This is a genomic window from Burkholderia sp. NFPP32 (assembly GCF_900119325.1).
GTDB lineage: Bacteria > Pseudomonadota > Gammaproteobacteria > Burkholderiales > Burkholderiaceae > Burkholderia > Burkholderia pyrrocinia_C.
Window position 1 is genome coordinate 105,308 of the sequence record NZ_FPJP01000006.1, and the last position, 26,597, is coordinate 131,904.

General features: G+C 63.4%; 23 protein-coding genes. 9 read left to right on the forward strand and 14 right to left on the reverse strand.

Annotation, left to right across the window (positions count from 1 at the left end):
- Nucleotides 1-73: 73 nt before the first annotated feature.
- On the reverse strand, nucleotides 74-877 hold the full coding sequence (locus BT264_RS14365) for a polysaccharide deacetylase family protein (protein WP_072437895.1): 804 nt from the start codon (nucleotides 875-877) through the stop codon (nucleotides 74-76).
- Nucleotides 878-1,441: 564 nt separating this feature from the next.
- Nucleotides 1,442-1,789 (reverse strand): hypothetical protein, encoded by a 348-nt coding sequence (locus BT264_RS14370; RefSeq protein WP_072437894.1) that lies wholly within the window; start codon nucleotides 1,787-1,789, stop codon nucleotides 1,442-1,444.
- Nucleotides 1,790-2,414: 625 nt separating this feature from the next.
- Between BT264_RS14370 and BT264_RS14375 the strand changes: the two genes are divergently transcribed.
- Nucleotides 2,415-3,125 carry a response regulator gene (locus BT264_RS14375; protein ID WP_072437893.1) on the forward strand — a complete coding sequence of 237 codons (711 nt, stop codon included), beginning with the start codon at nucleotides 2,415-2,417 and terminating at the stop codon, nucleotides 3,123-3,125.
- 341 nt (nucleotides 3,126-3,466) lie between these two features.
- Here the strand turns inward: BT264_RS14375 and BT264_RS14380 are convergent, their stop codons facing one another.
- The gene (locus BT264_RS14380; RefSeq protein WP_072437892.1) at nucleotides 3,467-3,961 is read right to left on the reverse strand and encodes a low affinity iron permease family protein; all 495 of its coding nucleotides are present in this window, start codon (nucleotides 3,959-3,961) and stop codon (nucleotides 3,467-3,469) included.
- Between the two features lie 229 nt (nucleotides 3,962-4,190).
- Nucleotides 4,191-5,651 carry an efflux transporter outer membrane subunit gene (locus tag BT264_RS14385; protein WP_072437891.1) on the reverse strand — a complete coding sequence of 487 codons (1,461 nt, stop codon included), beginning with the start codon at nucleotides 5,649-5,651 and terminating at the stop codon, nucleotides 4,191-4,193.
- A gap of 78 nt (nucleotides 5,652-5,729) precedes the next feature.
- Here BT264_RS14385 and BT264_RS14390 point away from each other — a divergent pair, with 78 nt between their 5' ends.
- The 5 genes from BT264_RS14390 (at nucleotide 5,730) to BT264_RS39905 (ending at nucleotide 11,689) form a co-directional block, all read left to right on the forward strand.
- Nucleotides 5,730-6,347: a TetR/AcrR family transcriptional regulator gene (locus BT264_RS14390; protein WP_072437890.1), complete on the forward strand. Its 618-nt coding sequence runs from the start codon at nucleotides 5,730-5,732 to the stop codon at nucleotides 6,345-6,347.
- Between the two features lie 82 nt (nucleotides 6,348-6,429).
- Entirely contained in the window at nucleotides 6,430-7,545 is a 1,116-nt protein-coding gene (locus tag BT264_RS14395; protein WP_072437889.1) for an efflux RND transporter periplasmic adaptor subunit, read from the forward strand.
- Nucleotides 7,542-10,673 (forward strand): efflux RND transporter permease subunit, encoded by a 3,132-nt coding sequence (locus tag BT264_RS14400; RefSeq protein ID WP_072437888.1) that lies wholly within the window; start codon nucleotides 7,542-7,544, stop codon nucleotides 10,671-10,673. The genes BT264_RS14395 and BT264_RS14400 overlap by 4 nt, the downstream gene beginning before the upstream one ends.
- A 34-nt stretch (nucleotides 10,674-10,707) precedes the next feature.
- A complete protein-coding gene (locus BT264_RS14405) occupies nucleotides 10,708-11,514 on the forward strand; it encodes an oxidoreductase (protein WP_072437887.1) in 807 nt (268 codons plus the stop codon).
- A 22-nt stretch (nucleotides 11,515-11,536) separates the two neighbouring features.
- Nucleotides 11,537-11,689, forward strand: a complete 153-nt coding sequence (locus tag BT264_RS39905; protein WP_256260630.1) for a limonene-1,2-epoxide hydrolase family protein — start codon at nucleotides 11,537-11,539, stop codon at nucleotides 11,687-11,689.
- A gap of 103 nt (nucleotides 11,690-11,792) precedes the next feature.
- Here BT264_RS39905 and BT264_RS14415 read toward each other — a convergent pair whose 3' ends face one another.
- Nucleotides 11,793-13,361: a tannase/feruloyl esterase family alpha/beta hydrolase gene (locus BT264_RS14415; protein ID WP_072437995.1), complete on the reverse strand. Its 1,569-nt coding sequence runs from the start codon at nucleotides 13,359-13,361 to the stop codon at nucleotides 11,793-11,795.
- 469 nt (nucleotides 13,362-13,830) lie between these two features.
- Complete coding sequence (locus BT264_RS14420; RefSeq protein WP_072437886.1) at nucleotides 13,831-15,486, reverse strand: acyl-CoA synthetase; 1,656 nt, start codon at nucleotides 15,484-15,486, stop codon at nucleotides 13,831-13,833.
- Between the two features lie 242 nt (nucleotides 15,487-15,728).
- Here BT264_RS14420 and BT264_RS14425 point away from each other — a divergent pair, with 242 nt between their 5' ends.
- Both BT264_RS14425 and BT264_RS14430 read left to right on the forward strand, forming a co-directional pair.
- Complete coding sequence (locus BT264_RS14425; RefSeq protein WP_072437885.1) at nucleotides 15,729-16,451, forward strand: nitroreductase; 723 nt, start codon at nucleotides 15,729-15,731, stop codon at nucleotides 16,449-16,451.
- A 61-nt stretch (nucleotides 16,452-16,512) separates the two neighbouring features.
- Nucleotides 16,513-17,880: an MFS transporter gene (locus tag BT264_RS14430; protein WP_072437994.1), complete on the forward strand. Its 1,368-nt coding sequence runs from the start codon at nucleotides 16,513-16,515 to the stop codon at nucleotides 17,878-17,880.
- Nucleotides 17,881-18,085: 205 nt separating this feature from the next.
- Here BT264_RS14430 and BT264_RS14435 read toward each other — a convergent pair whose 3' ends face one another.
- Nucleotides 18,086-18,733, reverse strand: a complete 648-nt coding sequence (locus tag BT264_RS14435) for a TetR/AcrR family transcriptional regulator (protein ID WP_072437884.1) — start codon at nucleotides 18,731-18,733, stop codon at nucleotides 18,086-18,088.
- A 358-nt stretch (nucleotides 18,734-19,091) separates the two neighbouring features.
- Between BT264_RS14435 and BT264_RS14440 the strand changes: the two genes are divergently transcribed.
- Entirely contained in the window at nucleotides 19,092-19,892 is an 801-nt protein-coding gene (locus BT264_RS14440; RefSeq protein ID WP_083534016.1) for a Crp/Fnr family transcriptional regulator, read from the forward strand.
- 64 nt (nucleotides 19,893-19,956) lie between these two features.
- Here the strand turns inward: BT264_RS14440 and BT264_RS14445 are convergent, their stop codons facing one another.
- From BT264_RS14445 to BT264_RS14475, 7 genes are all read right to left on the reverse strand, one after another.
- The gene (locus BT264_RS14445; RefSeq protein ID WP_072437883.1) at nucleotides 19,957-20,355 is read right to left on the reverse strand and encodes a RidA family protein; all 399 of its coding nucleotides are present in this window, start codon (nucleotides 20,353-20,355) and stop codon (nucleotides 19,957-19,959) included.
- An 84-nt stretch (nucleotides 20,356-20,439) separates the two neighbouring features.
- On the reverse strand, nucleotides 20,440-21,216 hold the full coding sequence (gene benD, locus BT264_RS14450; RefSeq protein WP_072437882.1) for a benzoate diol dehydrogenase BenD: 777 nt from the start codon (nucleotides 21,214-21,216) through the stop codon (nucleotides 20,440-20,442).
- Nucleotides 21,213-22,235: a benzoate 1,2-dioxygenase electron transfer component BenC gene (gene benC, locus BT264_RS14455; protein WP_072437881.1), complete on the reverse strand. Its 1,023-nt coding sequence runs from the start codon at nucleotides 22,233-22,235 to the stop codon at nucleotides 21,213-21,215. Before benC ends, benD begins: the two co-directional genes overlap by 4 nt.
- Before the next feature lie 39 nt (nucleotides 22,236-22,274).
- Nucleotides 22,275-22,763, reverse strand: coding sequence for a benzoate 1,2-dioxygenase small subunit (benB, locus tag BT264_RS14460; RefSeq protein WP_072437880.1), 489 nt, complete (start codon nucleotides 22,761-22,763; stop codon nucleotides 22,275-22,277).
- Nucleotides 22,760-24,118, reverse strand: coding sequence for a Rieske 2Fe-2S domain-containing protein (locus BT264_RS14465; RefSeq protein ID WP_072437879.1), 1,359 nt, complete (start codon nucleotides 24,116-24,118; stop codon nucleotides 22,760-22,762). The genes benB and BT264_RS14465 overlap by 4 nt, the downstream gene beginning before the upstream one ends.
- 114 nt (nucleotides 24,119-24,232) lie before the next feature.
- On the reverse strand, nucleotides 24,233-25,168 hold the full coding sequence (catA, locus tag BT264_RS14470) for a catechol 1,2-dioxygenase (RefSeq protein WP_072437878.1): 936 nt from the start codon (nucleotides 25,166-25,168) through the stop codon (nucleotides 24,233-24,235).
- A 51-nt stretch (nucleotides 25,169-25,219) separates the two neighbouring features.
- The gene (locus tag BT264_RS14475) at nucleotides 25,220-26,356 is read right to left on the reverse strand and encodes a muconate/chloromuconate family cycloisomerase (RefSeq protein ID WP_072437877.1); all 1,137 of its coding nucleotides are present in this window, start codon (nucleotides 26,354-26,356) and stop codon (nucleotides 25,220-25,222) included.
- Between the last annotated feature and the right edge of the window lie 241 nt (nucleotides 26,357-26,597).

Sequence of the window (26,597 nt, forward strand, 5' to 3'; positions counted from 1 at the left end):
CGGTTTCCTTCTTTATCGTCCCGCGCCGTGCAGCCTGAATGACGTGACGGCCGCCAATCGTTTGCTTCGGGGTTTACGACAATCGCCCCCACTGCTCGTGCTGGTATTGCTGCACCTTTCGCGCCAGCCACTCTCCATTCTTTCCGTTATCGGTCATGCGATGAATCTGGTACGGGGCGCTACCCGGAACGTTGCGCTGAGTGTTGCGTGTCGTGTAGAGGTATTCGAACCCGGCCGCTCGGGCAGCGTCGATACAGTCACCGTCGTAGCAGCCTTCTGGCCAGCACAAATGCGCTGATGCCACGCCCATTTTCTCGGTCAGGGTACGCTTTGAAGTCTCGATGTCCGTGCGGATGCGATCGATTTTGTCGCCCGGATCGGTACACAACTGGCCCCACCGCAGGTGACTGTGCGTGTGACTGTGAAATTCGAACGTACCAGCCGCCCGCATGATGTCGATCTCACTCCAGCGTACCGTTACATCGTCGGCTTGCCCGATCAGAACGAGGCGTTCGCACTCCGCATGAGAATGTTCCTCACCGGAAGCACGACTGAAAAAGGATCTAGCGGGCCCGTCCTGGACACGACTGGTTACAAGAAACATGATCGCGTTAAGGCCATAGCGCACAAGGCACGGATGAGCATGCACATAGTTGTCCAGATAACCGCCGTCGAACGTCAGCAGGATCGACTTCTCGGGCATGGCCGCGCCGTGTAGAAAGCACGCGAATTCGTCCGCCGTTAACGTGACGTATCCGTTACGCGCCAGCCAGTGCATCTGCGATTCGAAGTGCTCCGGGGTTATGCTGAACTCGCCGGGCGATGGTGAAACGTGTCGGTACATCACCACTGGTACCGATCGTGCGTACGATTCCATGGATGGCCTTACTTACCTTGAATATCAAAACAGTCATCATCGCTTGCCGCAGACAATTCAGACGCACTCGCCATATGGTTTGGCGTCCTACATGATCATATTTTTATCGTTGATCGAACCTCTGAAAAAAAGCCGGCCCGTTTCGGGGCCGGCGAAAGGGGTTCCGGGCAATTCCAGGGTGAGTGCCGGAACCAGGGCAACCCGCTCTGATCGAAGATCAGATCATCGTTAGGTAACTAGCCAGGTACGGGCTACATGACAGGCCCTCGGGAGGCTCATGGCGATAACGGCATCCTGATCGCCATCGGTCACGGGATTCCCGTTTCGTCCGTCAATATCTGGCCACCAGGCTTCACCGAACGCCAACCTTCCGGTGTGGCGACCGCCCACATGCGTTGACGGTTCTCCACTCGATCATGGTCGCCGGCGACGAACCACCGTGTCGCATCGACATAATTGACGCGTTTTCGCAATCGCATACCGCCACCGAAACGTTGACCCGCGACAGGCACTTCCAGAGACCTGTCCGCGTATTGAGCATGTGCGTCGCCCGGGCAGTAACGCTCATGCGGGAAATGAAGGGTTTCGGGATGCCACGGCATCCGCCCCGGGCGACATCGGCTTCGCCGCCAGCGCATGCGTCGGCAGCCGGGCTCCGCACCGCGCAATCCAGCCCTCGGTGACGAGTGCCACCAACGTTTCCCGTGCGACGATGGAAATCCGGATATCAGTCTCCTGCATTCTCCCGATCGCCGCACGAACCTCGTCCGGTTGATCCGGCGCAAGCGTCATCACGAACGTTGAACGTGCTTCAGCAGCCCGGACAGCCTCGCTCCAGTCGGCCCGGGCGACCGCGACTTCGATCGCGTTCGTGAGCACGTCGAGATTCTGGATGATTTGCAGCGGCGTCATTTCGCACTCCTGTTAATACATCGTACGGTCCGGATGCTTGCTCCTCGAAGGCTCATGCGACGTCAGCACCGATCCACATGCGTTCAATGCCGGCAGTAGCGTGCTGATGCGGGCAATTGCGTGTTATCGGCGACCTCTTTCGTCGCCGCAAGCCCTTTGACGACAAAGCGGAAGCCGCAATGCAGCATGCACGCCCATCAGTTGCGAGGATTGTAGGGAGCCATACGCCGCTGCGTACGTAATATTTTGTAATGATATGTCGAACAACTTTACGGGCCTCGGGCTGGCCAGCACAAGTGACGTTCGCGCAAGCGGTTTTCCGCAAACGTTTTCGCCCGAACGACGTCTCGTCAGGATTCCCTGCCGGCTCCGCGCCGGATGTCGCTCAGACTCTTTTCACCCGAACATCGAGCCGTTCGCGGACGACACGATTCCACACCGTCATCCATTCGCTTTTCCGCAAGGCGGCGTGATGATTTCCGTTCATATCTGTTCAAAGAACGGTGCATATTTCGTCACATTCTGTCGGAATCTTGCGCAGTATCATGCAACTTGCTTCGGCTACCACGCGTTCGGACTGGCACTAACCGCCGGCCATTTTCCCGCATTGCCTCCTCGTTTACCGATGCCCATCCGAATCCTGCTCGTCGAAGACGACGTCCATTTGTCCGCGCTGATCGCAGACTATCTGCGCAAGCATCGGTACAAGGTGGACACGCTGTTCGACGGTACCGACGCCGTATCCACGATCGTCGCGAGTTGCCCCGACCTCGTGCTTCTCGACATCAACCTGCCGGGCAAGGACGGCTTCGAGATTTGCCGCGAGGCACGCACGCAATATGGCGGCATCGTCATCATGGTGACGGCACGCGACGAAAAGTTCGACGAGTTGCTCGGCCTGGAATTCGGCGCGGACGACTTTCTCCGCAAGCCGATCGAGCCACGCATTCTGCTCGCGCGGATCAACGCGCAGTTGCGACGGCTACGCATGCGGCCGGCCGACTGCGCGCCGGAATCGCCCCAGCGATTCGCGTTCGGCAAGTTCTCCATCGACCGGTCGGATCGCCAAGCTCATCTTCCTGACGGTAGCGCGCCTCGCCTTACCTCGGCCGAATTCGACCTGCTGTGGGCCCTTGCCAGCCGCGCCGGCGAGGTGGTCAGCCGGGAAGACCTGACGCGGCTGTTACGCCGCATCGAGTTCGACGGCCTCGATCGCACGATCGACTGTCACATCTCGAAGCTGCGCCGCAAACTGCGTGACGACGCGCTCGAACCGAAGCGAATCAAAACGATCCGCGGCAAGGGTTATCAGTTCAGCAAGCACGCTTGGGATTAGCGCCGAATCCGTGCCGGCGCGTTGCGTCGCGTGCCACATGTGCGCCGCACGAGCGCACGCGTCGATCAACTGCCCACCGGCTGTTGCGCGCGTGCCGCCCCTTACGCGCCGCCGGTCTGCCATCCTCCGCCCGGCGCCTTGTGCAACAGGCAGAGATCGGTCGTCTGCAGCGCGACTTCCCCCGCACGAACACGCCGACTGCAACCGACGCGCAACCGGCATTCACCGCGCGGATGCGTTGCGATCTGCGATGCCGCAACAGAAATGACAACCGGTTGAAAAAACGTCCGCAGCTCTCGTGCCGGTCGTTCCGCAGCCGTACCGCGCCCCCATTCTCCCCGTCACGATTCGGGCGGATTGCCGGCCGGCTCGCCTTCCCGCTCGGCGGCCCGCTTCGCCATGTCGAGGTAGGTCTGCGCGAGTGCGCGCAATTCTTCCTCCGATGCGTCCTCGATCCCGATCAGCCGGTCGCTCGCCGCGTGCGTGACCGCGAGAAGCTCGTCGAGCTTCAGATGCAGCGCGACGCTGTCGCGGTTCTGGTTGCGTTGAAGCAGGAACACCATCAGGAACGTGATGATCGTCGTCCCGGTATTGATGACGAGCTGCCACGCATCCGAATAGTGAAAGAGCGGCCCGGTGAAGAGCCACATCACCGTGACGGCGACCGCGCTGCCGAACGCGACCGGCGAACCGGCCCACACGGTCACGTGCGACGCAAAGCGTTCGAAGAGGCGCGTGACGGGATGGCGCGCCGGCCGGTACGCCGCTGCGACGCCGGCTCTGAGTTCGCCGCCCGCGTCCTGCCGGACGCGGGAAGGATCGTTCGATTCTTGCATGGCGCCTCCCGGATATGAATGTCGGATCGCGACGCATGCCCGGGGTTCGGTCCCGTATGCAAGCGCTGCACACCCAGGAGCAGGTCGCATGCCCGGTCGCCTCGCCGCGCAGTGCCACGCACGGCACAGATGACATAGTGGGCGCTATCGCGGTAGCGCTGCGGCAAAGTCCTCATCCCGGCAAGGAACAAGAGCCGCGTTCCCGGTAACTCCCTGGCATATACGGCCGCTATCGAGCGGCGACCGCTTCGAATGCGCCAGGTTGCCAGCCGCCACCGAGTGCCTTGAACGCGGCAACCGCTGCTCGTGCCGATTCTGTTTGCGCCTGCACGCGCTCATCGGAGGCACGCAGCAAGCTTTCATCGGCCTGCAAGACCTCGATCAGACTGACGACGCCTTTCTGGTAGGCCGCAAACGATGCCGCCCGCGCCCTGCCGAGCGAGTTCACTCCGTCGGCCAGAACGGTAGCCTGCTCCTCGCGCTTGACGAGCGCCGAGAACGCGTTTTCGACGTCCTCGGTGGCGTGCAGCGCGGCGAGCCGGTAGGCGGCCAGCATTTCGGCCTCCTGTCCTTTTGCCTGCGCGATCTGCGCATTGATCCGGCCGAAGTCGAACAGACGCCAGCGCAAGCCGAGCACGCCGGCAGCCTGATTCGCGCCGCCGGAAAACAGGTTGCCCGCGCCGATTGTCGTTGCGCTGCCGATCAGCCCGCTCAGCGAGAACTTCGGGTAATACTCGGCAATGGCCACACCGATGCGCGCGTTCGACGCCGCGACGCGACGCTCGGCCACGAGCAGGTCGGGCCGGCGCCTGAGCAGCTCTCGCGGGGATCCCATCGTCGCGATCTGCGGAGCAACCGGGATATCACCGTCGTCCAGAAGTTCAGCCCGATGCGTGCCGGGCTGCGAACCGAGCATCACATCGAGCGCATTCATCGACGCGTCCAGCGCCGCTTCCAGCACCGGGACAGATGCGCGAACCTGGGCCAGCGCGCCTTCGGCCTGCCTGACCTGAAGCTCCGCCGCCAGACCTTTTCCATACAACAGATTGATGGTCGACAGCAGATCCTGCTGCGTCTGCACCTGGCGCCGCGCGACCTTCAGACGGCCCTGCAACCCGCGAATGACGATGTAAATGTCCGCGGTCTGCGCCGCGACGGCCAGCCGCGTCGCCACCGCCCCCGCTTCCGAGGCCCGATAGTCGGCGAGCGCCGCTTCCCGGCCGCGGCGCAGGCCGCCGAACACGTCGAGTTCCCAGCTCGCGCTGAAATTGGCCTCATAGTCGTTGCCGTAACGGTCGAAACCGGGCGTCGAATTCAACACCCGTCCCAACGGGGTCTCGACAGACTGGTAAACGCGCGCGGCCTGGCCGCTGACATTGCCGGACGGCAACAGCGCGGCGTTCGCCGACCCTAGCGCCGCGCGGGCCTGCGCGACGCGAGCTGCGGCCTGCGCAAGATCGAGGTTCTGCGCGAGCGCGAGCGTGACGAACTGCGTCAATTGCGGATCGCCGAAACCCGTCCACCACGTCGCGAGTTCGGCTTCGGCGGCCGCGTGCCGCTGCTCCACGGCGGCCTGGCCCTGGAACCGCTCCGGCATGGCCGGATCCGGCTGCACGTAGTCGGGCCCGACGGCGCAGCCGGCCGACAGAGCAGCGGCAAGAACCGCGGCAACGATGGGTTTGGGTAGCATGAGGGTCTTCGCAAGAATCCGGTAGTGACTATAATACCAAATAGTCACTCGTTGTCCATTCCTGTCAGCCCGCAGCCCATGAAAAAAGACGCCCCTTCCCCGATCCCCGCACGCGGTCCGGCCGACCATGACGTACGGGATCAGATCGTGGCCGCCGCCACCGAGCACTTCAGCCGGTACGGCTATGAAAAAACGACCGTGTCCGATCTCGCCAAGTCCATCGGCTTTTCGAAGGCATATATCTACAAGTTCTTCGAGTCGAAGCAGGCGATCGGCGAAATGATCTGCGCGAACTGCCTGCACCAGATCGAAACCGACGTCCGGGCGGCCGTGGCCGACGCCGGCCTGCCGACCGAAAAGCTGCGGCGGATGTTCCGGGTCTTTACCGAAGCGAGCCTCCGGCTGTTTTTCCGCGATCGGAAGCTGTACGACATCGCCGCATCGGCCGCCACCGGGAACTGGCAGTCGGTGCAGGCGTACGAAGCGCGCGTGCAGACGCTGCTGCAGGACGTGCTGCAGGAAGGCCGCCAAAGCGGCGACTTCGAGCGCAAGACGCCGCTCGATGAAACCGCGATGGCGATCTACCTGGTCATGCGGCCGTATCTCAATCCGCTGCTGTTGCAGTACAACCTCGACACGACCGACGTCGCGCCCGCCCAACTGTCCAGCCTCGTGCTTCGCAGCCTGTCGCCGTGATGCGGCACCGTTTGTGACTATTGACTAATTTGGTCACTGGAACCACAATGAAAGTCCCGATCACTTCGCCAATGGGACTTTCATGCTTCGGCGTCGCCTCGCTCTCTCCGCACTCGCTTCCGCACTGCCCTTTGCGCTAGTCGCTTGCAGCGGAAAAGCGCCTTCCGATCCGCGCACGGAGGCGCCGCTCGTGCGTACCGCCATCGTGCAGGCAGCGGCTCCCGCGTCCCGCTCGTTTACCGGCACCGTCGCCGCCCGCGTGCAGAGCGACCTCGGGTTTCGTGTGTCCGGCAAGGTGCTCGAGCGGCTCGTGGACGCCGGGCAAACCGTCAGGCGCGGCCAGCCGCTGATGCGGATCGATCCCGTCGACCTGAAACTCGCGGCGCGCGCACGCGACGAGGCCGTCGCGGCCGCGCGGGCACGCGCGCGGCAGACTGCCGAGGACGAAGCCCGCTACCGCGACCTGCGCGGCACCGGCGCAATCTCGGCATCGGCGTATGACCAGGTCAAGGCGGCGGCCGATGCCGCGAAAGCGCAGCTGAGCGCTGCCGGGGCCGACGCCGACGTCGCGCGCAACGCGACCGGCTATGCGCAGCTCGTCGCGGACGGCGACGGCGTCGTCATGGAAACGCTGGCGGAGCCGGGCCAGGTCGTCAGCGCGGGCCAGCCGGTGGTACGCATCGCCCACGCCGGTAGCCGGGAAGCCGTGATCCAGCTGCCGGAAACCCTGCGCCCCGCCATCGGCTCGGCCGCGCAAGCCGAGCTGTTCGGCAAGCCGGGCGTGAGCGTTCCCGCGACGCTGCGCCAGCTCTCCGATACCGCGGATATCCGCACGCGCACCTTCGAAGCGCGCTATGTGCTGCAAGGCGCGCTGGCCGACGCCCCATTGGGCACGACCGTCACGATCGAGATCCCCGACGCGCGTGCGACGCTGGCGGGCGGCCTGCAGGTGCCGATCGGCGCGCTGCTCGACGCCGGCAAAGGGCCCGGCGTGTGGGTGGTCGCGGGCGAGCCGGCCAGGGTGGCGTGGCGGCCGGTCGCGGTCGAGCGTCTGGACGACGACAGCGCCCGCGTGTCCGGCGCATTGAAGCAAGGGGACCGGGTCGTCGCGCTCGGCGCGCAGTTGCTGCACGAAGGCGCACAGGTCCGGATGTCCGGTCAGACCGTCGCGGCGGCCAACGAGGGAGCACGGCCGTGAGCGAAGGTCGATTCAATCTGTCGGCGCTCGCCGTGCGCGAGCGCGCGATCACGCTGTTCCTGATCTGCCTGATCTCGCTGGCCGGGCTCGTTTCGTTCTTCAAGCTCGGCCGCGCGGAAGACCCGGCGTTCACGGTCAAGGTGATGACGATCGTCACCGCATGGCCGGGCGCCACCGCGCAGGAAATGCACGACCAGGTTGCCGAAAAGATCGAGAAGCGCATGCAGGAGCTGCGCTGGTACGACCGGACCGAAACCTATACGCGGCCCGGCCTCGCGTTCACGACGCTGACCTTGCTCGACAGCACGCCCCCGTCGGAAGTGCAGGAGCAGTTCTATCAGGCGCGGAAAAAGATCGGCGACGAGGCGAGCAACCTTCCGGCCGGCGTGATCGGGCCGCTGGTCAACGACGAATACGCGGACGTCACCTTTGCGCTGTTCGCGCTGAAGGCGAAGGGCGAACCGCAGCGCCTGCTGGTGCGCGATGCGGAAACGCTGCGCCAGCGGCTGCTGCATGTGCCGGGCGTGAAGAAGGTCAACATCGTCGGCGAGCAGGCCGAACGCATCTACGTGCAGTTGTCGCACGACCGGCTCGCGACGCTCGGCGTCAGCCCGCAGGACGTGTTCGCCGCGCTCAACGGCCAGAATGCGCTGACGCCCGCCGGCTCCGTCGAGACCCGCGGGCCGGAGATCTTCATTCGGCTGGACGGCGCGTTCGACAAGCTGCAGAAGATTCGCGACACGCCGATCGTCTCGCAGGGCCGCACGCTGAAACTGTCGGACATCGCCACCGTCGAGCGCGGTTACGAAGATCCGGCGACGTTCATGATCCGCAACAACGGCGAACCCGCGCTGCTGCTGGGCATCGTGATGCGCGACGGCTGGAACGGGCTCGATCTCGGCCACGCGCTGGACAGCGAAGTCGGCGCGATCAATGGCGCGCTGCCGCTCGGCATGAGCCTCACCAAGGTCACCGATCAGGCCGTAAACATCAGCTCGGCCGTCGACGAGTTCATGGTCAAGTTCTTCGCCGCGCTGCTGGTGGTCATGCTGGTGAGCTTCGTCAGCATGGGCTGGCGCGTGGGCCTCGTCGTCGCCGCGGCCGTGCCGCTGACGCTGGCCGTCGTGTTCGTCGTGATGGCCGCGACCGGCAAGAACTTCGACCGCATCACGCTCGGCTCGCTGATCCTCGCGCTGGGGCTGCTGGTGGACGACGCGATCATCGCGATCGAAATGATGGTCGTGAAGATGGAGGAAGGCTACGGCCGCGTGGCCGCGTCGGCCTATGCGTGGAGCCATACGGCCGCGCCGATGCTGGCCGGCACGCTGGTGACCGCGGTCGGCTTCATGCCGAACGGCTTCGCACGCTCCACCGCCGGCGAATACACCAGCAACATGTTCTGGATCGTGGGAATCGCGCTGATCGCATCGTGGATCGTCGCGGTGGTCTTCACGCCGTACCTCGGCGTGAAGATGCTACCGGACTTCAAGAAGGTCGACGGCGGTCACGACGCGATCTACGACACGCCCCGCTACAACCGTTTCCGCCAGGTGCTCGCACGCGTGATCGCGCGCAAATGGCTGGTCGCCGGGTCGGTCGTCGGCCTGTTCGTGCTGGCCATTCTCGGCATGGCGGTCGTCAAGAAGCAGTTCTTCCCGATCTCCGATCGACCCGAAGTGCTGGTCGAAGTGCAGATGCCGTACGGCACTTCGATCACGCAAACGAGCGCCGCGACGGCAAAGGTCGAGGCATGGCTCGCCAAGCAAAAGGAAGCGAGGATCGTTACCGCCTATGTCGGCCAGGGTGCGCCACGCTTTTTCCTGGCAATGGGACCGGAACTGCCCGATCCGTCGTTCGCGAAGATCGTGATTCGCACGGACAGTCAGGAGGAACGCGATGCGCTGAAGGCGCGACTGCGGCGGACGATCGCCGACGGTCTTGCACCCGAAGCACGGGTGCGCGTCACGCAACTCGTGTTCGGCCCGTATTCGCCGTTCCCGGTAGCCTACCGGATCACGGGCCCCGATCCGGACAAGCTGCGTGATATCGCAGTCGAGGTTCAGCACCTGATGGCAGGCAGCCCGATGATGCGCACGGTCAATGCCGACTGGGGCACGCGTGCGCCGACGCTGCACTTCACGTTGCAGCAGGATCGCTTGCAGGCGGTGGGGCTGACGTCCAGCGCCGTCGCGCAGCAACTGCAGTTCCTGCTCACCGGCGTGCCGGTCACTGCCGTGCGCGAGGATATTCGGACCGTGCAGGTCGTCGCGCGCTCGGCCGGCGATGCGCGGCTCGACCCGGCCCGCCTCGGCGACTTCACGCTCGCCGGCGCGAACGGGCAGCGCATTCCGCTGTCGCAGGTCGGCAAGGTCGACGTGCGGATGGAGGAGCCGATCATGCGCTGGCGCGATCGAGTGCCCACGATCACGGTGCGCGGCGATATCGCCGAGGGTCTGCAACCACCGGATGTCTCGACAGCGATCACCAAGCAGCTTCAGCCGATCATCGCGAAACTGCCGAGCGGTTATCGGATCGAGCAGGCCGGCTCCATCGAGGAATCGGGCAAGGCGACAGCCGCGATGCTGCCGCTGTTCCCGATCATGCTCGCGGTCACGCTGATCATCATCATCTTCCAGGTGCGCTCGATCTCCGCGATGGTGATGGTGTTCCTGACGAGCCCGCTCGGGCTGATCGGCGTGGTGCCGACGCTGATCCTGTTCGGGCAGCCGTTCGGCATCAACGCGCTGGTCGGCCTCATCGCGCTGTCGGGCATCCTGATGCGCAACACGCTGATTCTGATCGGGCAGATCCATCATAACGAACAGGCGGGCCTCGATCCGTTCCATGCGGTCGTCGAGGCCACCGTGCAGCGCGCGCGCCCGGTGATTCTCACGGCCATGGCGGCGGTGCTCGCGTTCATCCCGCTGACCCATTCGGTGTTCTGGGGAACGCTCGCGTACACGCTGATCGGTGGCACGTTCGCCGGGACGGTCCTCACGCTGGTGTTCCTGCCGGCCATGTACGCGATCTGGTTCAGGATCCGGCCCGGCCATACCGCCGGTTCGCGCGATGGCCGACATGCGCCTGCCGAGCCCGTGCTCCAGCATGCGCTCGACGCGCGCGATTGACACCCCCTCCATTCACCATATCGAAGGAAACAGCATGTCGAATTCCACCGTTGTACTCGTGACCGGGGTGTCGTCGGGTATCGGGCGCGCCGCCGCAGAGAAGTTCGCCAAACGCGGGTGCCGCGTGTTCGGCACCGTGCGCAGCATCGCGAAAACGGCACCCGTCGCCGGCGTCGAGCTGATCGAGATGGACGTTCGCGACGATGCGTCCGTTCAATCAGGTATTCGAACGATCGTCGATCGCGCCGGGCGTATCGACGTGCTCGTCAACAATGCGGGAACAAGCCTGATCGGCGCGGTGGAGGAAACCTCCGTGACGGAAGCAACAGCGTTGTTCGACACCAACGTGTTCAGCATCCTGCGTACGACCCAGGCCGTACTTCCGCACATGCGGGCACAACGGCGCGGACGGATCGTCAATGTCAGCTCGGTGCTCGGCTTTTTGCCGGCGCCATACATGGGACTCTATGCGGCGTCCAAGCACGCGGTGGAGGGGCTGACCGAAACGCTGGATCACGAAGTGCGCCAGTTCGGTATTCGCGCGACGCTGGTCGAACCGTCGTTTACGCGGACCAACCTGGACGTCAATGCGCCGCAAGCAAGCGCGCCGATCGCCGATTACGACCGCGAGCGAACGCTTGCATCGCGCGCGGTCGTCGACAGCGTGAAAACCGCGCCCGAGCCCGACGGCGTGGCCGCCACCATTGTCGAAGCGGCGCTCGGCGCATGGCGCATGCGGCGCACGCCGAACGGAGAGGCATCGCTTTTGCGCAAGTTGCGGCGCTTCATGCCGGCCGGCCCTGTCGATGCGAGCCTGAGAAAGAAATTCCGGCTCGCGTAATGCGGTTGGCAATGAAACGGCCTTGAACAAGAGCCGCCTGGTTGCTGCCAGCGGCGGCACGATCGTGCTGCCCGTCATGGGGACGCTCACGATCGAAGACGGCATGATCACCGTGTGGCGGGACTATTTCGATCCGACCGATTTCGATCGGCAGCTTGCGTTGATCGAGCGCTGAGTCGGGCATTCACGACATCGAGCGTCGAAATACATGATCGAAGGTCGAGCCTTTCGGCTCGACTCATGATTGACCGCGACCTATCGCCTCCGACGCGAAACGCTTACGGTGACGTACACGTATAGTTCTCCGCCAGCGTCGCCGCCTTTGCGTCATTGGAGGGTCCGGTGTAGCGCGGGTACTGCGGATACTGGCACAAGGGTCGGGTGAACGCCACGCTGCCATCCGTGTTCAACTTCGATGCAACAAGGTTCTCCGGCGCCTTGTCTTTCGTTACCCATTGATCCAGCACCGCCACCAGGTTGACGGAATCCGCACCCGGTCCGCCCGAGCAGTGATCAACCCCCGGCGCCTGGTAATACCGGGCGAACGAGCCAACCGTCGATGCACCGAGCGTAGCTTGCAGCTTCTGGTAATACGCCGTCGTTGCACGGTGACTCAATGCCATATCCGACGTGCCGTGCCAGAGAAGCAGCTTCCCGCCATGGCTGACGAACGGGCTCAGGTCCGCATTCGTCGCGCTATTGAGCTCAGCCATCGTGAACAATGCCGCCGTGTTCGAATTCCAGTCGTACGTCAGGGAATTCGCGTTGGGGTCATTGCTCAGATAGGACTTCACCGTCGCATCCTGAAGAAGGAACTGGGCCGAACCGCTACCGTTGCCCGTTGCGCCCGTGAGCCATTGCGGCCATCCGCCCGGATCGTCTTCATTTCCCGTCAGCGCCCAGCCTTGATAGGTGTACGCACCATTGGCAAAACTTGACGCACTCGTCCAGGTGTTCGCCACGGCAAGCTGAGCGTCGGATAGACACGAATCGCCCGCGTCGCTCCCGCCGGGACAGCGAAGCACCGCGGGATCGAAGTTGCATGCGGACGGGTTTGACACCACTCCATCCGCGATTCCGTCCGCAGCATCGCATGTGTCTCGAACCGCTTTCGCCAGTAGCAAAATCTTCCCGGCAGTGAATGCCGCCCCGGGGGCCGCGATCGCCTTGGCGTTGCGATTGAATGCGCCCATGAAGCCCGGCCAATCGTATGCCGGCGCCCGGACAATCACACCGTCGAAGAGATCGGGGTTCCGCTGGATAGCCATCAGGCCCTCGCGTCCGCCGTTGGAGCAGCCTTCGTAATACGACCGATCCGGTGCCTTGCCATAGACCAGATGCAGCATGTCCTTGGCGGCCGCAGCAGTCGTCGGAACCGAGCCTGAGCCGAACATGGATGCCAAAAAAGGATCCGCAGCGAATGAGGCGTCCGCGACGGAAGTACCGATGTGCCCGCCATTGCTTTGAACGATTGCGTATCCTGCCTTCAGGATTTCCGGTCCGCTCCATACGAAATTCTGGATCGAACCGTCGTAACCGCCACCGCCCGCATACAGCAGTTTGCCGTTCCAGTTATCGGGTAACTGCACCTGCATGACGAGTTGAGGCGAGATCAGCGCCGAGACCTTGCAGTAGGCTGGACCGGCACTTGTCGCCGGCACCATCGATGCATCGGTTACCGATGCCCCCCCTGCGGACTTTCCCTTCAACGCGTCGCAGGCTTGTTGAGCTGACAGCGATATCCGGGGCGGTGGAGCGTCGTCGCTTCCACCACAACCCGATATTCCCAAGGATGCAATGACGGCCAGGGTCATGGCCAACACCGGCTGTTTGGGCGTCTTTCTCATCTTTGTCTCCTCCTGATTGGAATCGCATAGCGCCATGGTCGAGAGCGCAAGGAAATGCTGCCCGCGTTGCGCGTCCGCATTTGTCTTGCGAATGACATTCGACGGCTACGTAAACCGTTTTCGGGAAAACACCTATCAGAAAATGGGCCGATGTGTCGCACGTCATCTTGTTATGTGACGAGCTTCGCGCACCTTTCGAGAAAGTGATGCGGAGCCGCAAGCAGAGGTTTCGCCAGCGTTCCAGGCATCACGTAATTAAGTCATCCTGTTCGTCGGGTGGATCTCGCGACACGGTGCATTATCCCGGGCGCGTTTTCGGCACACCCGGATTGACATCTCGTCCTTCGGAAATTTGCGAGCCCGATTTTTTGGTTCTTCGCGGAAAACCGCAGAGGGTTCGATAGCGATTGCGCAATTTGACGCCTGACTCCACGGAGGTCAGCGGGAGGAACCGCTCGATCGCAAGACACTACACGCCGGATAAATCTGCAATGGCTTCTCGACTTCCGACCAGTTCTCGAAGCCGGAATTTCTGGATCTTTCCCGTGCCGGTCTTGGGCAGTACCCCGTAGACGACTCGAACAGGGCATTTGTAGTGGGCAAGCCGTTCGCGGCAAAAGCCGATGATCTCGGCTTCGTCCGGGACCGAAGCGCCTGGCTTCAACTCGATGAAGGCGCAGGGCGATTCACCCCATCTCGCATCGGGCTGGGCTACCACAGCGGCGATGAGAACCGCCGGATGCCGATGCAGAACGTCTTCGACTTCAACCGAAGAGATGTTCTCTCCCCCCGAGATGATGACGTCTTTCGAGCGGTCGGTGATCTGGATATAGCCGTCCGGATGCACCACGGCGACGTCGCCCGTATGGAACCACCCTCCGCTGAACGCAGCCGCTGTCGCGGCCTCGTTCTTGAGGTAGCCCTTCATCACGATATTGCCCCGGATCAGCAGTTCGCCTTGCGTCTTGCCGTCCCAAGGCACGGGCGTACCGCTACCCTGATCCGAGACGCGGAGTCCCTCCAGGCCCGCCGCCCGACTACCCTGTCTCGCCATCAGGCGCGCCTTGTCGTCCGGCAGCAGATCGTTCCAGGCGGGCTCGACGAAGCAACTCACGGGCGTACCCGACGCTTCGGTGATGCCGTAGACATGCTCGACGTCAAAGCCCATCTCCGACACGGCCTTCAGTACGGCAGCCGGTGGAGGCGAACCGGCCGTGCGCACACGAACGGTATGCGGCACCGGCAAGCGCTCCGCTTCGGAGGAACTGGCCAACGATGCGAGCACGATGGGCGCGGCGCAGAAATGATCGACGCGGTGCTGCCGAACGGCCTTGAAGATATTCGAGGCCGTCACCTTCCGCAGGCAAACATGCGTGCCCGCTGCCGCCGTAACGGCCCATGCGAAGCACCAGCCGTTCGCGTGAAACAACGGAAGCGTCCAGAGGTATACCGGGCGACGCGGCATTCCCCAATCCGTCAGTTGAAGCATGCTCATCAGGTACGCGCCGCGGTGGCTCGGGACAACGCCCTTGGGGTCCGAAGTCGTTCCCGACGTGTAGTTCAAGGCGATTGCATCCCACTCGTCCGATGGCCAGACGCCGGAAAAATCGGGATCGCCTTCCGCAAGGAACGCCTCGTACTCGAGCTCACCTATCGGATCTCCAGACGCCGCTTCGATATCGGCAATATCAATGACCAGCGGCTTGTTCTCGAGCTGTTCAAGCGCGCTTGCCGCCAACGAGGAAAACTCCCTGTCCACCAACAAGATCTTGCATTCGCCATGACGCAGGATGAACCGGACGCCATCGGCGTCCAATCGGCAGTTGATCGCGTTGAGGACTGCCCCGGACAGCGGCACTCCGTGATGCGCTTCGACCATCGCCGGGGTGTTCGGAGCAAGGATGGATACCGTGTCCCCACGCTTGATCCCGCGCTTGACCAGCGCGCTGGCTAGACGACGACACCGCTCCCTTGTCTGTTTCCATGACTGCGTCAATTCCCCGTGAACAATGGCAGTGCGATCGGGATACTGGTCCGCGCATCGGTCGAGAAAGTGAAGCGGTGTCAGCGGCACGTGATTGGCCGGCGTGCGATCCAGCCCTTTCCCATAGATGTTTTCGCTCATTTCCACGTCTCCTCATCGGTTTATGAATGCTCGTCCTTCCAGGCATCCCGTCTTTGATCTGCTACAGCAGTCTAGAGAAGGTTCGGCGGGCGAAATGTCACCCCCGAGACATTCCCGCGGAGCATGAAAATTTCATCGAAGCGAAACGCCGATTGTCTTGTGCAAGACATTGGTGCCGGAGGTAGATGGCTACTCTCGTCGTGTGGACATGCGGTCCGCATGACTGGATAGCGAGGTCGTAGATGGAACGAGTAGCAGCACCGCCGGATGAACTGTCAGCGATCCGGTCGGCCGTTGAATGGGCAATTACCACGCGACGCAGCGCAAGAGCCTATCTCCCGACGCCAGTGCCCGAGGCGACCGTCAAGGCAATTCTTGACGTGGCTCGCTACGCGGCAACCGGCGTGAACATTCAACCGTGGAAAGTCCACGTCGTCGCCGGCACGGCTCGAGATCGCGTATGCAACGCGATCAAAAAAATCGACGCCGATCCGTCGCTGGCAGACATGCACGCCGATGAGTGGGACTACTACCCGAACGAATGGGTATCCCCCTACATCGACCGGCGTCGCGCGCTCGGATGGACGCTATACGGGCTGCTCGGTATCCAGAAAGAAGACAAATCGAGGATGCGCGAACAGCACGGCCGCAACTACCAATTCTTCGATGCGCCCGTCGGGCTGTTCTTCACCATCGACCGCGTGATGCAGCAGGGCAGTCTGCTCGACTACGGGATGTTCTTGCAGAACATCATGATCGTCGCGCGCACCCATGGCATCAGCACGTGCCCGCAGGCCGCCTTCATGAAGTATCACAAGATCATCGAGAAAGAGCTTGCTCTCGAGTCCGGCGAAATGTTCCTGATCGGAATGAGCATGGGCTATGCGGACGAAAGCCGCATTGAAAACACACTCGTCTCCGAGCGAGCGCCCTCTTCCTCTTTCACCGTCTATCACACCACCTGAATCCGCCCACAGAGCGGTCGCTTGCAGCATCCACGAAATCCATAAGGAAATGGAGGAGACAATGAGTAACGACATCGATGTTCAGAAGATTGTTCAGGGCGCAAGGCTCTCCCGGTTTCACGGCGTCATTCTGTTCTGGTGTGTGCTGATCCTGGTGCTCGACGGCTACGACCTCGCCGTCGTCGGCGCAGCGCTGCCGTCGATCATGAAGGATATGGGCGTCAACGCCGCAAAGGCCGGCTTCATGGCGAGCTCGGCACTGTTCGGCATGATGTTTGGCGCCATTTACCTCGGAACACTGGCTGACAAGATCGGTCGTCCGATTTCGATCTGTGCATGCATCGGGTTATTCAGCGTCTTTACCGCTGCGGCCGGTCTCACACACGATCCCGTGTCCTTTGGCATCACCCGGTTTCTGGCCGGCCTGGGAATCGGCGGCGTCCTTCCGATCGTAACCGCGCAGATGGGTGAGTTCGCACCGCGTGCCATCCGGGCGCGCCTCGTGACGATCGTGTTTGCCGGCTACTCGATCGGCGGGATTCTCGTCGCGCTGACCGGCAAGCAGATGATCGAATCCTATGGCTGGCAATCGGTCTTCTTCATTGCCGGGACACCGGTGTTGCTTATCCCGTTCATCCTGATGACGATGCCCGATTCTCTCGCTTTCCTGGTACGGAAAAATCGCACCGAGAAGATCGCAAGGATGATTCGGAAGATTGCACCGAATGTCCGGCTTCACCCCGGCGATCGGTTCGTCATACCGCAGCAGGCAATGGGCAGCACGCCCGTGGCGAGCCTGTTTCGCGGTGGCCGCGGATTCAGCACGGTCATGATCTGGATTGCGTTCTTCATGGGCCTCTTCATGGTGTACGCGCTGAGTTCCTGGCTGACGAAACTCATGGCAATGTCGGGCTACAGCCCGGGGTCGGCATTGACGTTCGTACTCGTCTTCAACGTCGGTGCCGTCATCGGCGCAGTCGGCGGAGGGTGGCTTGGCGACAAGTACAACATCAAGTATGTGCTGGTTGCATTCTATGCTGCGGGAGCCGTCTCGCTGGCGTTGATGGGGTATACCAGGTCCACCGAACTGCTGTTCCTGATCGTGTTCGTGGTGGGCGGCTCGACGCTCGGAACCCAACTCCTGGCCTACGCGTATGCCGGGGAGTTCTACCCTGCGGTGATCAGATCGACGGGCGTCGGGTTCGCGTCGGGCGTCGGTCGCCTTGGCGCGATTGCCGCGCCCGTGCTGATCGGCATGTTGGTCACAATGCGCCTGCCCCTCGAACAGAATTTTCTGGCAATCGCTTTTGCGGGCGTACTTGGCACCATCGCGGTCACGATGATCGACCATCGCCGCAGCGCGGCATCTCTGCGCGATGCGGACATGGCTCCGACGCGCCTCGATGCCACGTCGTCCGCCAGCAGCTAGACGATTCATTCCAGGGCGGGGCCCGGTCGATGCCGATCGATAACGGCGCATCGATACCTGGTGATCAGGGTTCGCGTTCACGCGCCGAAGCTGCAAGATCGCCAGCGAAGAGGACGCAGCGCGGGCATTCGAAGCCGCAATCGTACCGGGCCCCTGCGGGAGATGCCGGCGAACCGTGCCTGCCGCGCCCCCGCAGACGATGTCGCTACCGCGCGACCGTTACCGGCGATACCTGCGAGCCGGAAACGCCACGCAAGCAAAACGTGATGATAGCCGTCACGTGGGCGCTCATCTGCTCTGCATCGGGCGCGGCGCTGCTGGTTAACGGGACGACCAGTCCCTCGAAAAGACACCCGACAATGCAGTCCGCCGAAGCCATCGCATCTTGTGCCGGGAACTCTCCATCCGCCATCCCCTGCTCGATGATGGTCTTGAATACCCTCGCCAGCGCCCTGTGATAGGTCAGGCGCATTGCCTCGACATCGGGCTCGACAGGTTCGGCAACCAGCGAATAGGCCAGGCGCCGGCCTCGCAACGCGCGGCTGGCGAAAGTCCAGACCGCGGCGCCTAGCCGCTCTGCGGCTGTGCCGTCGCGCATGGCGATGCCCGCGACAACATCGACTTCACGCTGCGCCGTCGTCTTGACCACCTCGACCATCAGATCCGTCTTCGATGCGAAATAGCGGTACAGCGTGCCGATCGCTATCCCGGCGGCTTCCGCGATCGCACACATTTGCGCGTCGCGAAACCCCACTTCGGCAACCAGATCGCGAGCAGCTTTCACGATCAACGGATGCTTGTCGGCCCCTCTGCGGCGAACGCGAACACGCGCCGGACTACCTAGAATTTCCATTTCATTTACCGTCACATCTGAAGCGCACGCTGGAATCCCGTCGTTCTTCCATGCACGACCATGATCACTGACGTCGAATCGTCTGACCGTTGAGCCCCTGTATGTCGCGAATGATACGCCTATGCGAAAAATCGAGCATGGGTTTGCGATGTGCCGGTACAAACACCTATCGCCCGCTTCTTGACAGCCAGTATGCCGGAATCTACTCTTAAGCGAACTTGAATTCTATTTAACGGATCGATCGACACCTCCAGATTTTCCGGACGGCACACGGACCTTCGCACCACGTGATCCGCGGCGCAAAGAGCCCTCACGCAACGGCACGCTACTGTTCCGAACGATGAATCAACTTTGTGGCATGCAAACCATCAAGGCAAAGCGGGAAGCGGCGCCTCCGGCCGCGGAGATAACCCGGCCCTGCAACCCGGAAGATCTCGGCGTCCGCAAACATGACGAAGGTCCCGGCAAATCCGAAGGCCTTGCCGTCGACGACTTTCTCGCCCGCTGCTCCTGGTACGGCAATCTGACCGATGGCCAAAGGGAGATAGTCAAGCGCGATTGCTTCGACAGGTCTTACAGTCCCGGTGCAATTGCTTGCCACCGGGGCGACGCCGTGGACCATTGGCTCGGTGTGATCGAAGGAATAGTCAAAGTCGATACCGCGTCGAAAAAAGGACGTGTCGTAACGTTCGCAGGTATCCCGGCAGGCTCGTGGTTCGGGGAAGGCAGCGTGTTGAAGGAAGAACCTCGCGCCTACTCCGTCACCGCGGTCCGGGACAGCCGGCTGGCCTTCATGCCTCGTTCGACATTTCTTTGGCTCCTGGAGAACAGCCACACGTTCAGCCGCTACGTGATCGACCAGCTCAACGCCCGATGCGGCTACTACATCGGTCTGGTTCAAAACTTGCGCATACACGAGGCGCCCGCCCGCGTGGCGTTTTGCCTGACCGAGCTGTTCAACCGGCAGCTGCATCCTGCTACGGCGATGACGCTGGGCTTCTCGCAGGAAGAAATCGGCAGGCTTTCGGGGCTCTCCCGCCAGAACGCCAATCGCGCGCTTCGCACGTTGGCCGATGCAGGCCTGATCCTCGCCGAATACGGGGCGGTGCACATCCTGGATCTTGAAGGCCTGAGGGAATTCGCGCATTCGGAGGATTGAACCCGTACGCAATCGACGCCAGCGGCACACGCCGGATTCCTGACAAGTCGAGCACCATCGGCGATCACCGTTGCAGCACCGCCACCGCCTTGATCTCGACGATATAACCGGGCGACCCGCCCAGCATGTGCGCGCCGACCGCCGTCCACGCCGGCTTCGGATGCGCATCGATGTAACGGTCGCGAACCTGCATGAACAGCGGCAGGTCGCGCATGTCGGTATGGAACGTCGTCAGGTCGACCACATCGTTGAACGATGCGCCGGCCGCGTCCAGCACACGTTTCAGGTTCTCGAACGCCTGCACGATCTGAGCTTCGCGGCCGTCGACCAGCTGCATCGCCGCGTCGCGGCCGATCTGGCCGGACACGTAAAGCGTATCGCCGACCTGCAGGCCCGGCGCGTAGCCGATTTTTTCGTACACCGCTTCCATTCCCGCCGGAACGATGGCTTTGCGATCACGCATGGATGTCTCCGTGGCCGGCGTCTCGGCGCCGGCCGGCTAGTTGGTTATCGATGAACACGTGCGAGCAGCTTCACCGTGCACCGCTCAGCCCGTATCGCCGCCCGCGACCGGCAGCACCGTGCCGGTGATGTAGCTCGCCTCGTCGGATGCCAGAAACAGGATCGGCGCGATCTGCTCGTCGAGGCTGCCGTAACGCTTGAAGAACGTCGAATCGGTCACCTGCCGCACGGCTTCGCTCATCCACGCCTGTTCCTGCTCGCTGTCGCCGGCCGCATTGCGCGGCACGCGGCGCGGCGGCGCGCTGGTGCCGCCCGGCGCGGTCGCGACGACGCGGATGTCGTGCTCCGCGTATTCCATCGCGAGCGCCGCCGTCAGCGCATTGACGCCGCCTTTCGCCGCCGAATACGGCACGCGGCGAATCCCACGCGTCGCGTTCGACGAGATGTTGACGATCGTGCCGCCGCCGCGCGCAAGCAGGTGCGGCAGCGCCGCGTGGCACGTGTAGAGCGTCGGCATCAGCGAGCGGCGGATCTCCGCGTCGATCTGCGCCGGCTCGAATTCGGCGAACGGGCGCATCCGAATCGCGCCGCCGACGCCGTTGATCAGGATGTCGATGCCGCCGAACGTCTGCACCGCACACGCGATCGCCGCGCGCGCGCCTTCGTAGGTTTCGAGATCCGCGACGAATCCGGCCGTCTCGCCGCCCGTCGCTTCGGCCGCCACCTCGGCGACGAAATCCGCGCGATCGACGAACAGCACCTTGCCGCCTTCGGCCGCCGCGCGCAGCGCGACGCCGCGGCCGATGCCCTGCGCCGCGCCGGTAACGACGACGACCTTGCCCGAGAATCGTTGCATGATCATGCCGCCTTTGCCGTGACGTTGGGGGTGAACTTCTCGTAGTGGAAGCTGTTCGGCTTCACGCCTTCGTCGTCGAAGTACGTGCGCACCGCGTCGACCATCGGCGGCGGCCCGCACAGATAGACGTCGACGTCGCCGTCGTTCAGCGCATCGGCCGGAATGTGCTGCGTGACCCAGCCCTTGCGCGGATGGCCCGACCCGGCGTCCGCGACGACGGTCGCGAAGCTGAAGTTCGGCAGTTTCGCCGCATACGCTTCGATCGCGTCGACCAGCACGAGATCGAGATCGCGCGTCACGCCGTAGATCAGGTGCACCTTCTGCCGCGAACCGGTACGCGCCAGCACCTCGAGCATCGACAGGAACGGCGCGAGGCCCGTGCCGCCCGCGAGGAACAGCAGCGGCCGCTGCACGTCGCGCAGGTAGAAGCTGCCGAGCGGCCCGTGCAGTTCCAGCTTGTCGCCCGGCCGCGCCGATTCGAGCCACGTGCTCATCACGCCGCCGGGAATCTTCTTGATCAGGAAGCTGACCTTCGCATCGGCCGGCGCCGACGAGAACGAATAGGAACGGTGCTGGCCGCTCGCGGGCACGTCGATGTTCACGTACTGGCCCGGCAGGAACACGGGCGCGGCCGCGCCGACGTCGAGTTCGAGCACGACGGCCGCATCGTTGTGCTGCTCGACCTTGGTCACCGTCGCGGCGAACCCGCTGTGGCCGGTCTTGCACGCGACCGACGACGTCGGCACCGCGATCACGCAATCGCTTTGCGGCACCATCTGGCAGGTCAGCACGAGGCCGCCGTCCTTTTCGTCTTCGGTGAGCGCGTCGTCGATGTAGTCGTCGCCTAGGTCGTAGCTGCCGCTTTCGGCGCGGCATTTGCAGGTGCCGCACACGCCGTCGGAACAGTCCATCGGCAGGTTGATCTTCGCGCGGAAGGCCGCGTCGAGAACCTTCTCGCCGGCCTTGCAGTCGATGAAGCGGGTCACCCCGTCCTCGAAATTCAGTGCAATCTTGTAGCTGGACATGGCATCACCTCCACTTCCCTTCATGACAAAACAGCGGCGTCAGACGTGATAGACGTCGAGCACCTGCCGGATGTAGTCGTTCTTCAGCACGATCTTCTTGTACGAGATCAGCCACGCGTCGCCCGCCTTGCGCAACGTGACGAACATCGTGCCGAAGAAGTGATCGGTCACGCGGTAACGATGGTTCAGCGTATGAAAGTTGTAGCGCACGTCGACCTCGTCGTCGCGCTCGGCCAGCACCTCGACGTTCGTCACGTTGTGGCTGGTACGCGGCTCGGGCGTCGACGCGCCGCTGCGCTCGGTCTTGATCCGGAACACGCGATCCTCGAGGCCGCCGCGATCCGGGTAGTACATCAGCGAGATCTGGCTCTGGTGGTCGTCGGTCGGCCGATCGTCGTCGTCCCATGCGGGCATCCAGTACGTGACGTCTTCCGCGTAACAGGTCAGCCACTCGTCCCACTGGCGATCGTCGAGCAGGCGCGCTTCGCGATACAACGCGGCGCAGATAGTCCGGTAATCGAAGTTCATGCCGCCACCTCCCCGCGTTCCTTCTTCAGCGCATCGCGCATCACCTGCACCCAGTGTTCGTGCTGGCACACGAACAGCCCTTCGTCCTCGCTGCGCTCGCCCGAAATGCGCGGGTTCAGCCCCATCTTCCTCGCGTTCTCGTCCGGGCCGTCGACCCACAGCGGCGCGCCGCGCGACAGGTCGTTCCACATCGCCGTGATGCCCGCGTAACCTGCCTGGCATGCGCGAAACTCCTCGAGATCGTCGGCGGTACCCATGCCCGTCACATTGAAGAAATCCTCGTACTGACGAATGCGGAGCGTACGGTCGGCTTCGCTCTCGCCCTTCGGCGCGAAACAGAAGATCGTGACTTCGGTCTTGTCGACGCCGAGCGGCCGCACGACGCGGATCTGCGTGCTGAACTGGTCCATCAGGAACACGTTCGGATACACGCACAGGTTGCGCGTCTGGTTGACGATGAAATCGGCCTGCACGTCGCCGACGCGCGCCTTGATCTCTTCACGGTGCTGGTACACGGGCCGCACTTCCGGGTTCATCGTTTTCGTCCACAGCAGGATGTGGCCGTTGTCGAAGCCGTACACGCCCGCGATCGACTTGCTCCAGCTGTTCGCGTCGACGGCCTTGGTGCCGTCTTCCTTGCGGCGGCCCATGGTCGCCGCGTAGTTCCAGTGCACGGTACTGACGTGGTAGCCGTCGCAACCGTTCTCCATCTGCATCTTCCAGTTGCCTTCGTAGATGTAGGAAGAGTTGCCGCGCAGCACTTCGAGCCCGTTCGGCGCCTGGTCGACGATCTGGTCGATGATCACGCGCGTTCCGCCGAGATAGTCCTCGAGCGGCAGCACGTCGGCGCCGAGGCTGCCGAACAGGAAGCCGCGATAGTTCGCGAAGCGCGCGACCTTCTTCAGGTCGTGCGACCCGTTCGTGTTGAACTGCACCGGATACTCGGTCGTCTTCTCGTCCTTCACCTTCAGCAGCTTGCCGGTGTTCGAGAACGTCCAGCCGTGGAACGGGCAGGTGAAGCTGCCCTTGTTGCCGTGCTTGCGGCGGCACAGCATCGCACCCTTGTGTGCGCACGCATTGATCACCGCGTGCAGCTCGCCGGCCTTGTCGCGCGTGACGACCACCGGCTGACGGCCGATCCACGTCGTGTAGTAGTCGTTGTTGTGCGGGATCTGGCTTTCGTGCGCCAGATACACCCAGTTGCTCTCGAAGATGTGCTTCATCTCGAGCTCGTACAGCTCGGCATTGGTGAAGATGTCGCGGCGGCAGCGGAATACGCCGGCCTCCTTGTCATCCTGCACGGCGGTGGCAAGCAGGTGATCCAGTTCGTTGGCTTGGTCGAGGGTGGCGGACATGTTGGCTCCTCCCATGCGCGTGCCGCGTCCTGCAACGCACGCTCGCATCGGTATCGGTTGAATCTCTGGGGGACCCGGCCGGCGGCGGCGCATGCGCGCCGCGCCGGCGGGCGGTCAGGCCGTCGCGGCTGCGCGCAGGCGGTGGACGATCTGGTTGTCCTTGCCCTGTACCAGCGGCGTCAGCACGAAGTTGAACTCGATGTCCTGGTACGCATCGGCCTTCATGCCAAGTGCCGCGCCGCCGGTCTTGTCGACCACCGGCGGGATCAGTTCCTCGCGCGTCGCATACGCGAAGTCGTCCCAGATCAGCGGATCGCCGGCGATGTTGAACTGCGTCGTCAGCTTGCGGTGGTCGTGGCTGTCGACGAAGAAGTGCACGTGCGCCGGGCGGTTGCCGTGGCGGCCGAGGCCGTTCAGCAACTGCTGGGTCGCGCCCTGCGGCGGGCAGCCGTAGCCGACCGGCATCAGCGTGCGGAATTCGTACTTGCCGTCGGCGCCCGTCCTCACCGCGCCGCGCAGGTTGAATTCGGTCTGCGCGCCGGTCGGGTCGAAGTGCGAGTAGAAGCCCTTCGAGTTCGCGTGCCAGCATTCGACCACCGCGCCCGCTACCGGCTTGCCGTCGAGGCCGGTCACCGTGCCGTGGATCACGAGCGGGCCCGCGCCTTCGTCCGCGTCGAGGTCGATCTTCGATACGCCGTCGCGCACCGGCGCGCCCGCCACATACAGCGGACCTTCGATCGTGCGCGGCGTGCCGCCGTCGAGGCCGGCCGCCTTGTCCTCGGCATCCATCCGGATGTCGAGATACTTCTCGAGGCCGAGGCCGGCCGCGAGCAGCGCTGCTTCGCCATCCTGACCAAGCTTGTTCAGGTAGTTGACGCCGGCCCACACTTCGTCGGGTGTGATGTCGAGATCGTCGACCGCCTTGAACAGGTCGCCGAGCAGGCGCAGCACGATCTGCTGCGTGCGCACGCTGCCGCCGTTGCCGCCGGCGTTCGATGCGGCCTTCAGCAGATCCTGCACTTCCCGGGTATCGAAAACTTTGACGCTCATGATGGTGTCTCCACGTGTATTTGGGGGAATGACGGCTTTGCGTGACTCGGGCTACCGCGCGACTTTCGTCAGCCCGTCGCGGGTGAAACGCCTGACCTTGTCCTCGTCGAGTTCGATGCCGAGACCGGGGCCGTCCGGCACGGTCAGTTCGAAATCGCTGTAATCCAGCGGCTGCGTCAGGATCTCTTCGGTGATCAGCAGCGGCCCGAACAGTTCGGTGCCCCACTGCAGGTTCGCGAAACTCGCGAACAGGTGCGCGGAAGCGACCGTGCCGAACGCGCCTTCCAGCATCGTGCCGCCGTACAGCTCGATGCCGGCCGCGTCCGCGATCGCGGCCACGCGTTGTGCCGCGAACAGCCCGCCGCTCTGTTCGATCTTGATCGCGAATACGTCCGCGCCGTGATGCTTCGCGATGTCGAATGCGCTGTCGGGGCCCTGCAGGATTTCATCGGCCATCAGCGCGACCGGGAAGCGGCGCATCAGGCGCGCGAGCGCCGCGGCCGACGCGACCGGCTGCTCGACCAGCTCGCAGCCGGCATCGGCCAGCGCCGGAATCGCGCGCGCGGCCTGCGTTTCGCTCCACGCCATGTTCACGTCGACGCGCACCGACGCGCGATCGCCGACGGCCCGCTTGATCTCGGCCACGTGCCGGATATCCGCGTCCGGCAACTTCGCGCCGATCTTCAGCTTGAACACGTTGTGGCGGCGCAGGTCGAGCATCCGTTCGGCTTCGGCGATGTCGGTGGCCGTTTCGCCCGAAGCGAGCGTCCATGCAACCGGCAGGCGGTCGCGCCGGCGCCCGCCGAGCAGTTCGCCGACCGACACGCCGAGCCGCTTGCCGTGCGCGTCGAGCAGCGCGGTTTCGAGCGCGCTCTTCGCGAAGTGGTTGACCTTCGCGAGCTTGCCGACGAACGCCATCAGCGTCTGGATGCGCGTCGCGTCCTTGCCGACGATCGCCGGTGCAAGGTACGTGTCGATCGCGAGCTTCATCGCCTCGGGGCTTTCCGGGCCGTACGCCATGCCGGAGATCGTGGTGCCTTCGCCGATGCCCGTCACGCCGTCGCTGCAGAACACCTTCACGAGCATCAGCGTCTGGCCGTGCATCGTCGCGACCGACAGCTTGTGCGGGCGGATCGTCGGCAGGTCGACGAGACGGGTTTCGATGCGTTCGATGGTGACGGTGGACATGGGGCGCGCTGCTTGTGGGGAGTTCATGGGACGGATTTATACGCGCCGGGCAAATTCACCGTCCAATACTTTTAGTCGCGTATTTCAATACCTGACAGGTATTGAAATACGGGAATATTCGCGTTTTAGTGCGATGCACCATACCTGTTTTGGCTAGTTATTGATGCGCAGAGCCTTGCTGGAGCGGGATGAGAACGGATGCGGGAGGCGGACGGTCGAGCGTTGCGCCGTGGCCGCTTGC

What these genes read in the sequence shown, in the direction of transcription:
- BT264_RS14375 (WP_072437893.1), top strand. Translation starts at nt 2,415, where the DNA reads ATGCCCATCCGAATCCTGCTCGTCGAAGACGACGTCCATTTGTCCGCG.
- BT264_RS14430 (WP_072437994.1), top strand. Translation starts at nt 16,513, where the DNA reads ATGAGTAACGACATCGATGTTCAGAAGATTGTTCAGGGCGCAAGGCTC.
- catA (WP_072437878.1), bottom strand. Translation starts at nt 25,168, where the DNA reads ATGAGCGTCAAAGTTTTCGATACCCGGGAAGTGCAGGATCTGCTGAAG.
- BT264_RS14465 (WP_072437879.1), bottom strand. Translation starts at nt 24,118, where the DNA reads ATGTCCGCCACCCTCGACCAAGCCAACGAACTGGATCACCTGCTTGCC.
- BT264_RS14475 (WP_072437877.1), bottom strand. Translation starts at nt 26,356, where the DNA reads ATGTCCACCGTCACCATCGAACGCATCGAAACCCGTCTCGTCGACCTG.
- benD (WP_072437882.1), bottom strand. Translation starts at nt 21,216, where the DNA reads ATGATCATGCAACGATTCTCGGGCAAGGTCGTCGTCGTTACCGGCGCG.
- BT264_RS14415 (WP_072437995.1), bottom strand. Translation starts at nt 13,361, where the DNA reads ATGAGAAAGACGCCCAAACAGCCGGTGTTGGCCATGACCCTGGCCGTC.
- BT264_RS14405 (WP_072437887.1), top strand. Translation starts at nt 10,708, where the DNA reads ATGTCGAATTCCACCGTTGTACTCGTGACCGGGGTGTCGTCGGGTATC.
- BT264_RS14440 (WP_083534016.1), top strand. Translation starts at nt 19,092, where the DNA reads ATGCAAACCATCAAGGCAAAGCGGGAAGCGGCGCCTCCGGCCGCGGAG.
- BT264_RS14435 (WP_072437884.1), bottom strand. Translation starts at nt 18,733, where the DNA reads ATGGAAATTCTAGGTAGTCCGGCGCGTGTTCGCGTTCGCCGCAGAGGG.
- BT264_RS14395 (WP_072437889.1), top strand. Translation starts at nt 6,430, where the DNA reads ATGCTTCGGCGTCGCCTCGCTCTCTCCGCACTCGCTTCCGCACTGCCC.
- BT264_RS14420 (WP_072437886.1), bottom strand. Translation starts at nt 15,486, where the DNA reads ATGAGCGAAAACATCTATGGGAAAGGGCTGGATCGCACGCCGGCCAAT.
- BT264_RS14380 (WP_072437892.1), bottom strand. Translation starts at nt 3,961, where the DNA reads ATGCAAGAATCGAACGATCCTTCCCGCGTCCGGCAGGACGCGGGCGGC.
- benC (WP_072437881.1), bottom strand. Translation starts at nt 22,235, where the DNA reads ATGTCCAGCTACAAGATTGCACTGAATTTCGAGGACGGGGTGACCCGC.
- BT264_RS14445 (WP_072437883.1), bottom strand. Translation starts at nt 20,355, where the DNA reads ATGCGTGATCGCAAAGCCATCGTTCCGGCGGGAATGGAAGCGGTGTAC.
- BT264_RS14370 (WP_072437894.1), bottom strand. Translation starts at nt 1,789, where the DNA reads ATGACGCCGCTGCAAATCATCCAGAATCTCGACGTGCTCACGAACGCG.
- BT264_RS14390 (WP_072437890.1), top strand. Translation starts at nt 5,730, where the DNA reads ATGAAAAAAGACGCCCCTTCCCCGATCCCCGCACGCGGTCCGGCCGAC.
- benB (WP_072437880.1), bottom strand. Translation starts at nt 22,763, where the DNA reads ATGAACTTCGATTACCGGACTATCTGCGCCGCGTTGTATCGCGAAGCG.
- BT264_RS14365 (WP_072437895.1), bottom strand. Translation starts at nt 877, where the DNA reads ATGGAATCGTACGCACGATCGGTACCAGTGGTGATGTACCGACACGTT.
- BT264_RS14385 (WP_072437891.1), bottom strand. Translation starts at nt 5,651, where the DNA reads ATGCTACCCAAACCCATCGTTGCCGCGGTTCTTGCCGCTGCTCTGTCG.
- BT264_RS14425 (WP_072437885.1), top strand. Translation starts at nt 15,729, where the DNA reads ATGGAACGAGTAGCAGCACCGCCGGATGAACTGTCAGCGATCCGGTCG.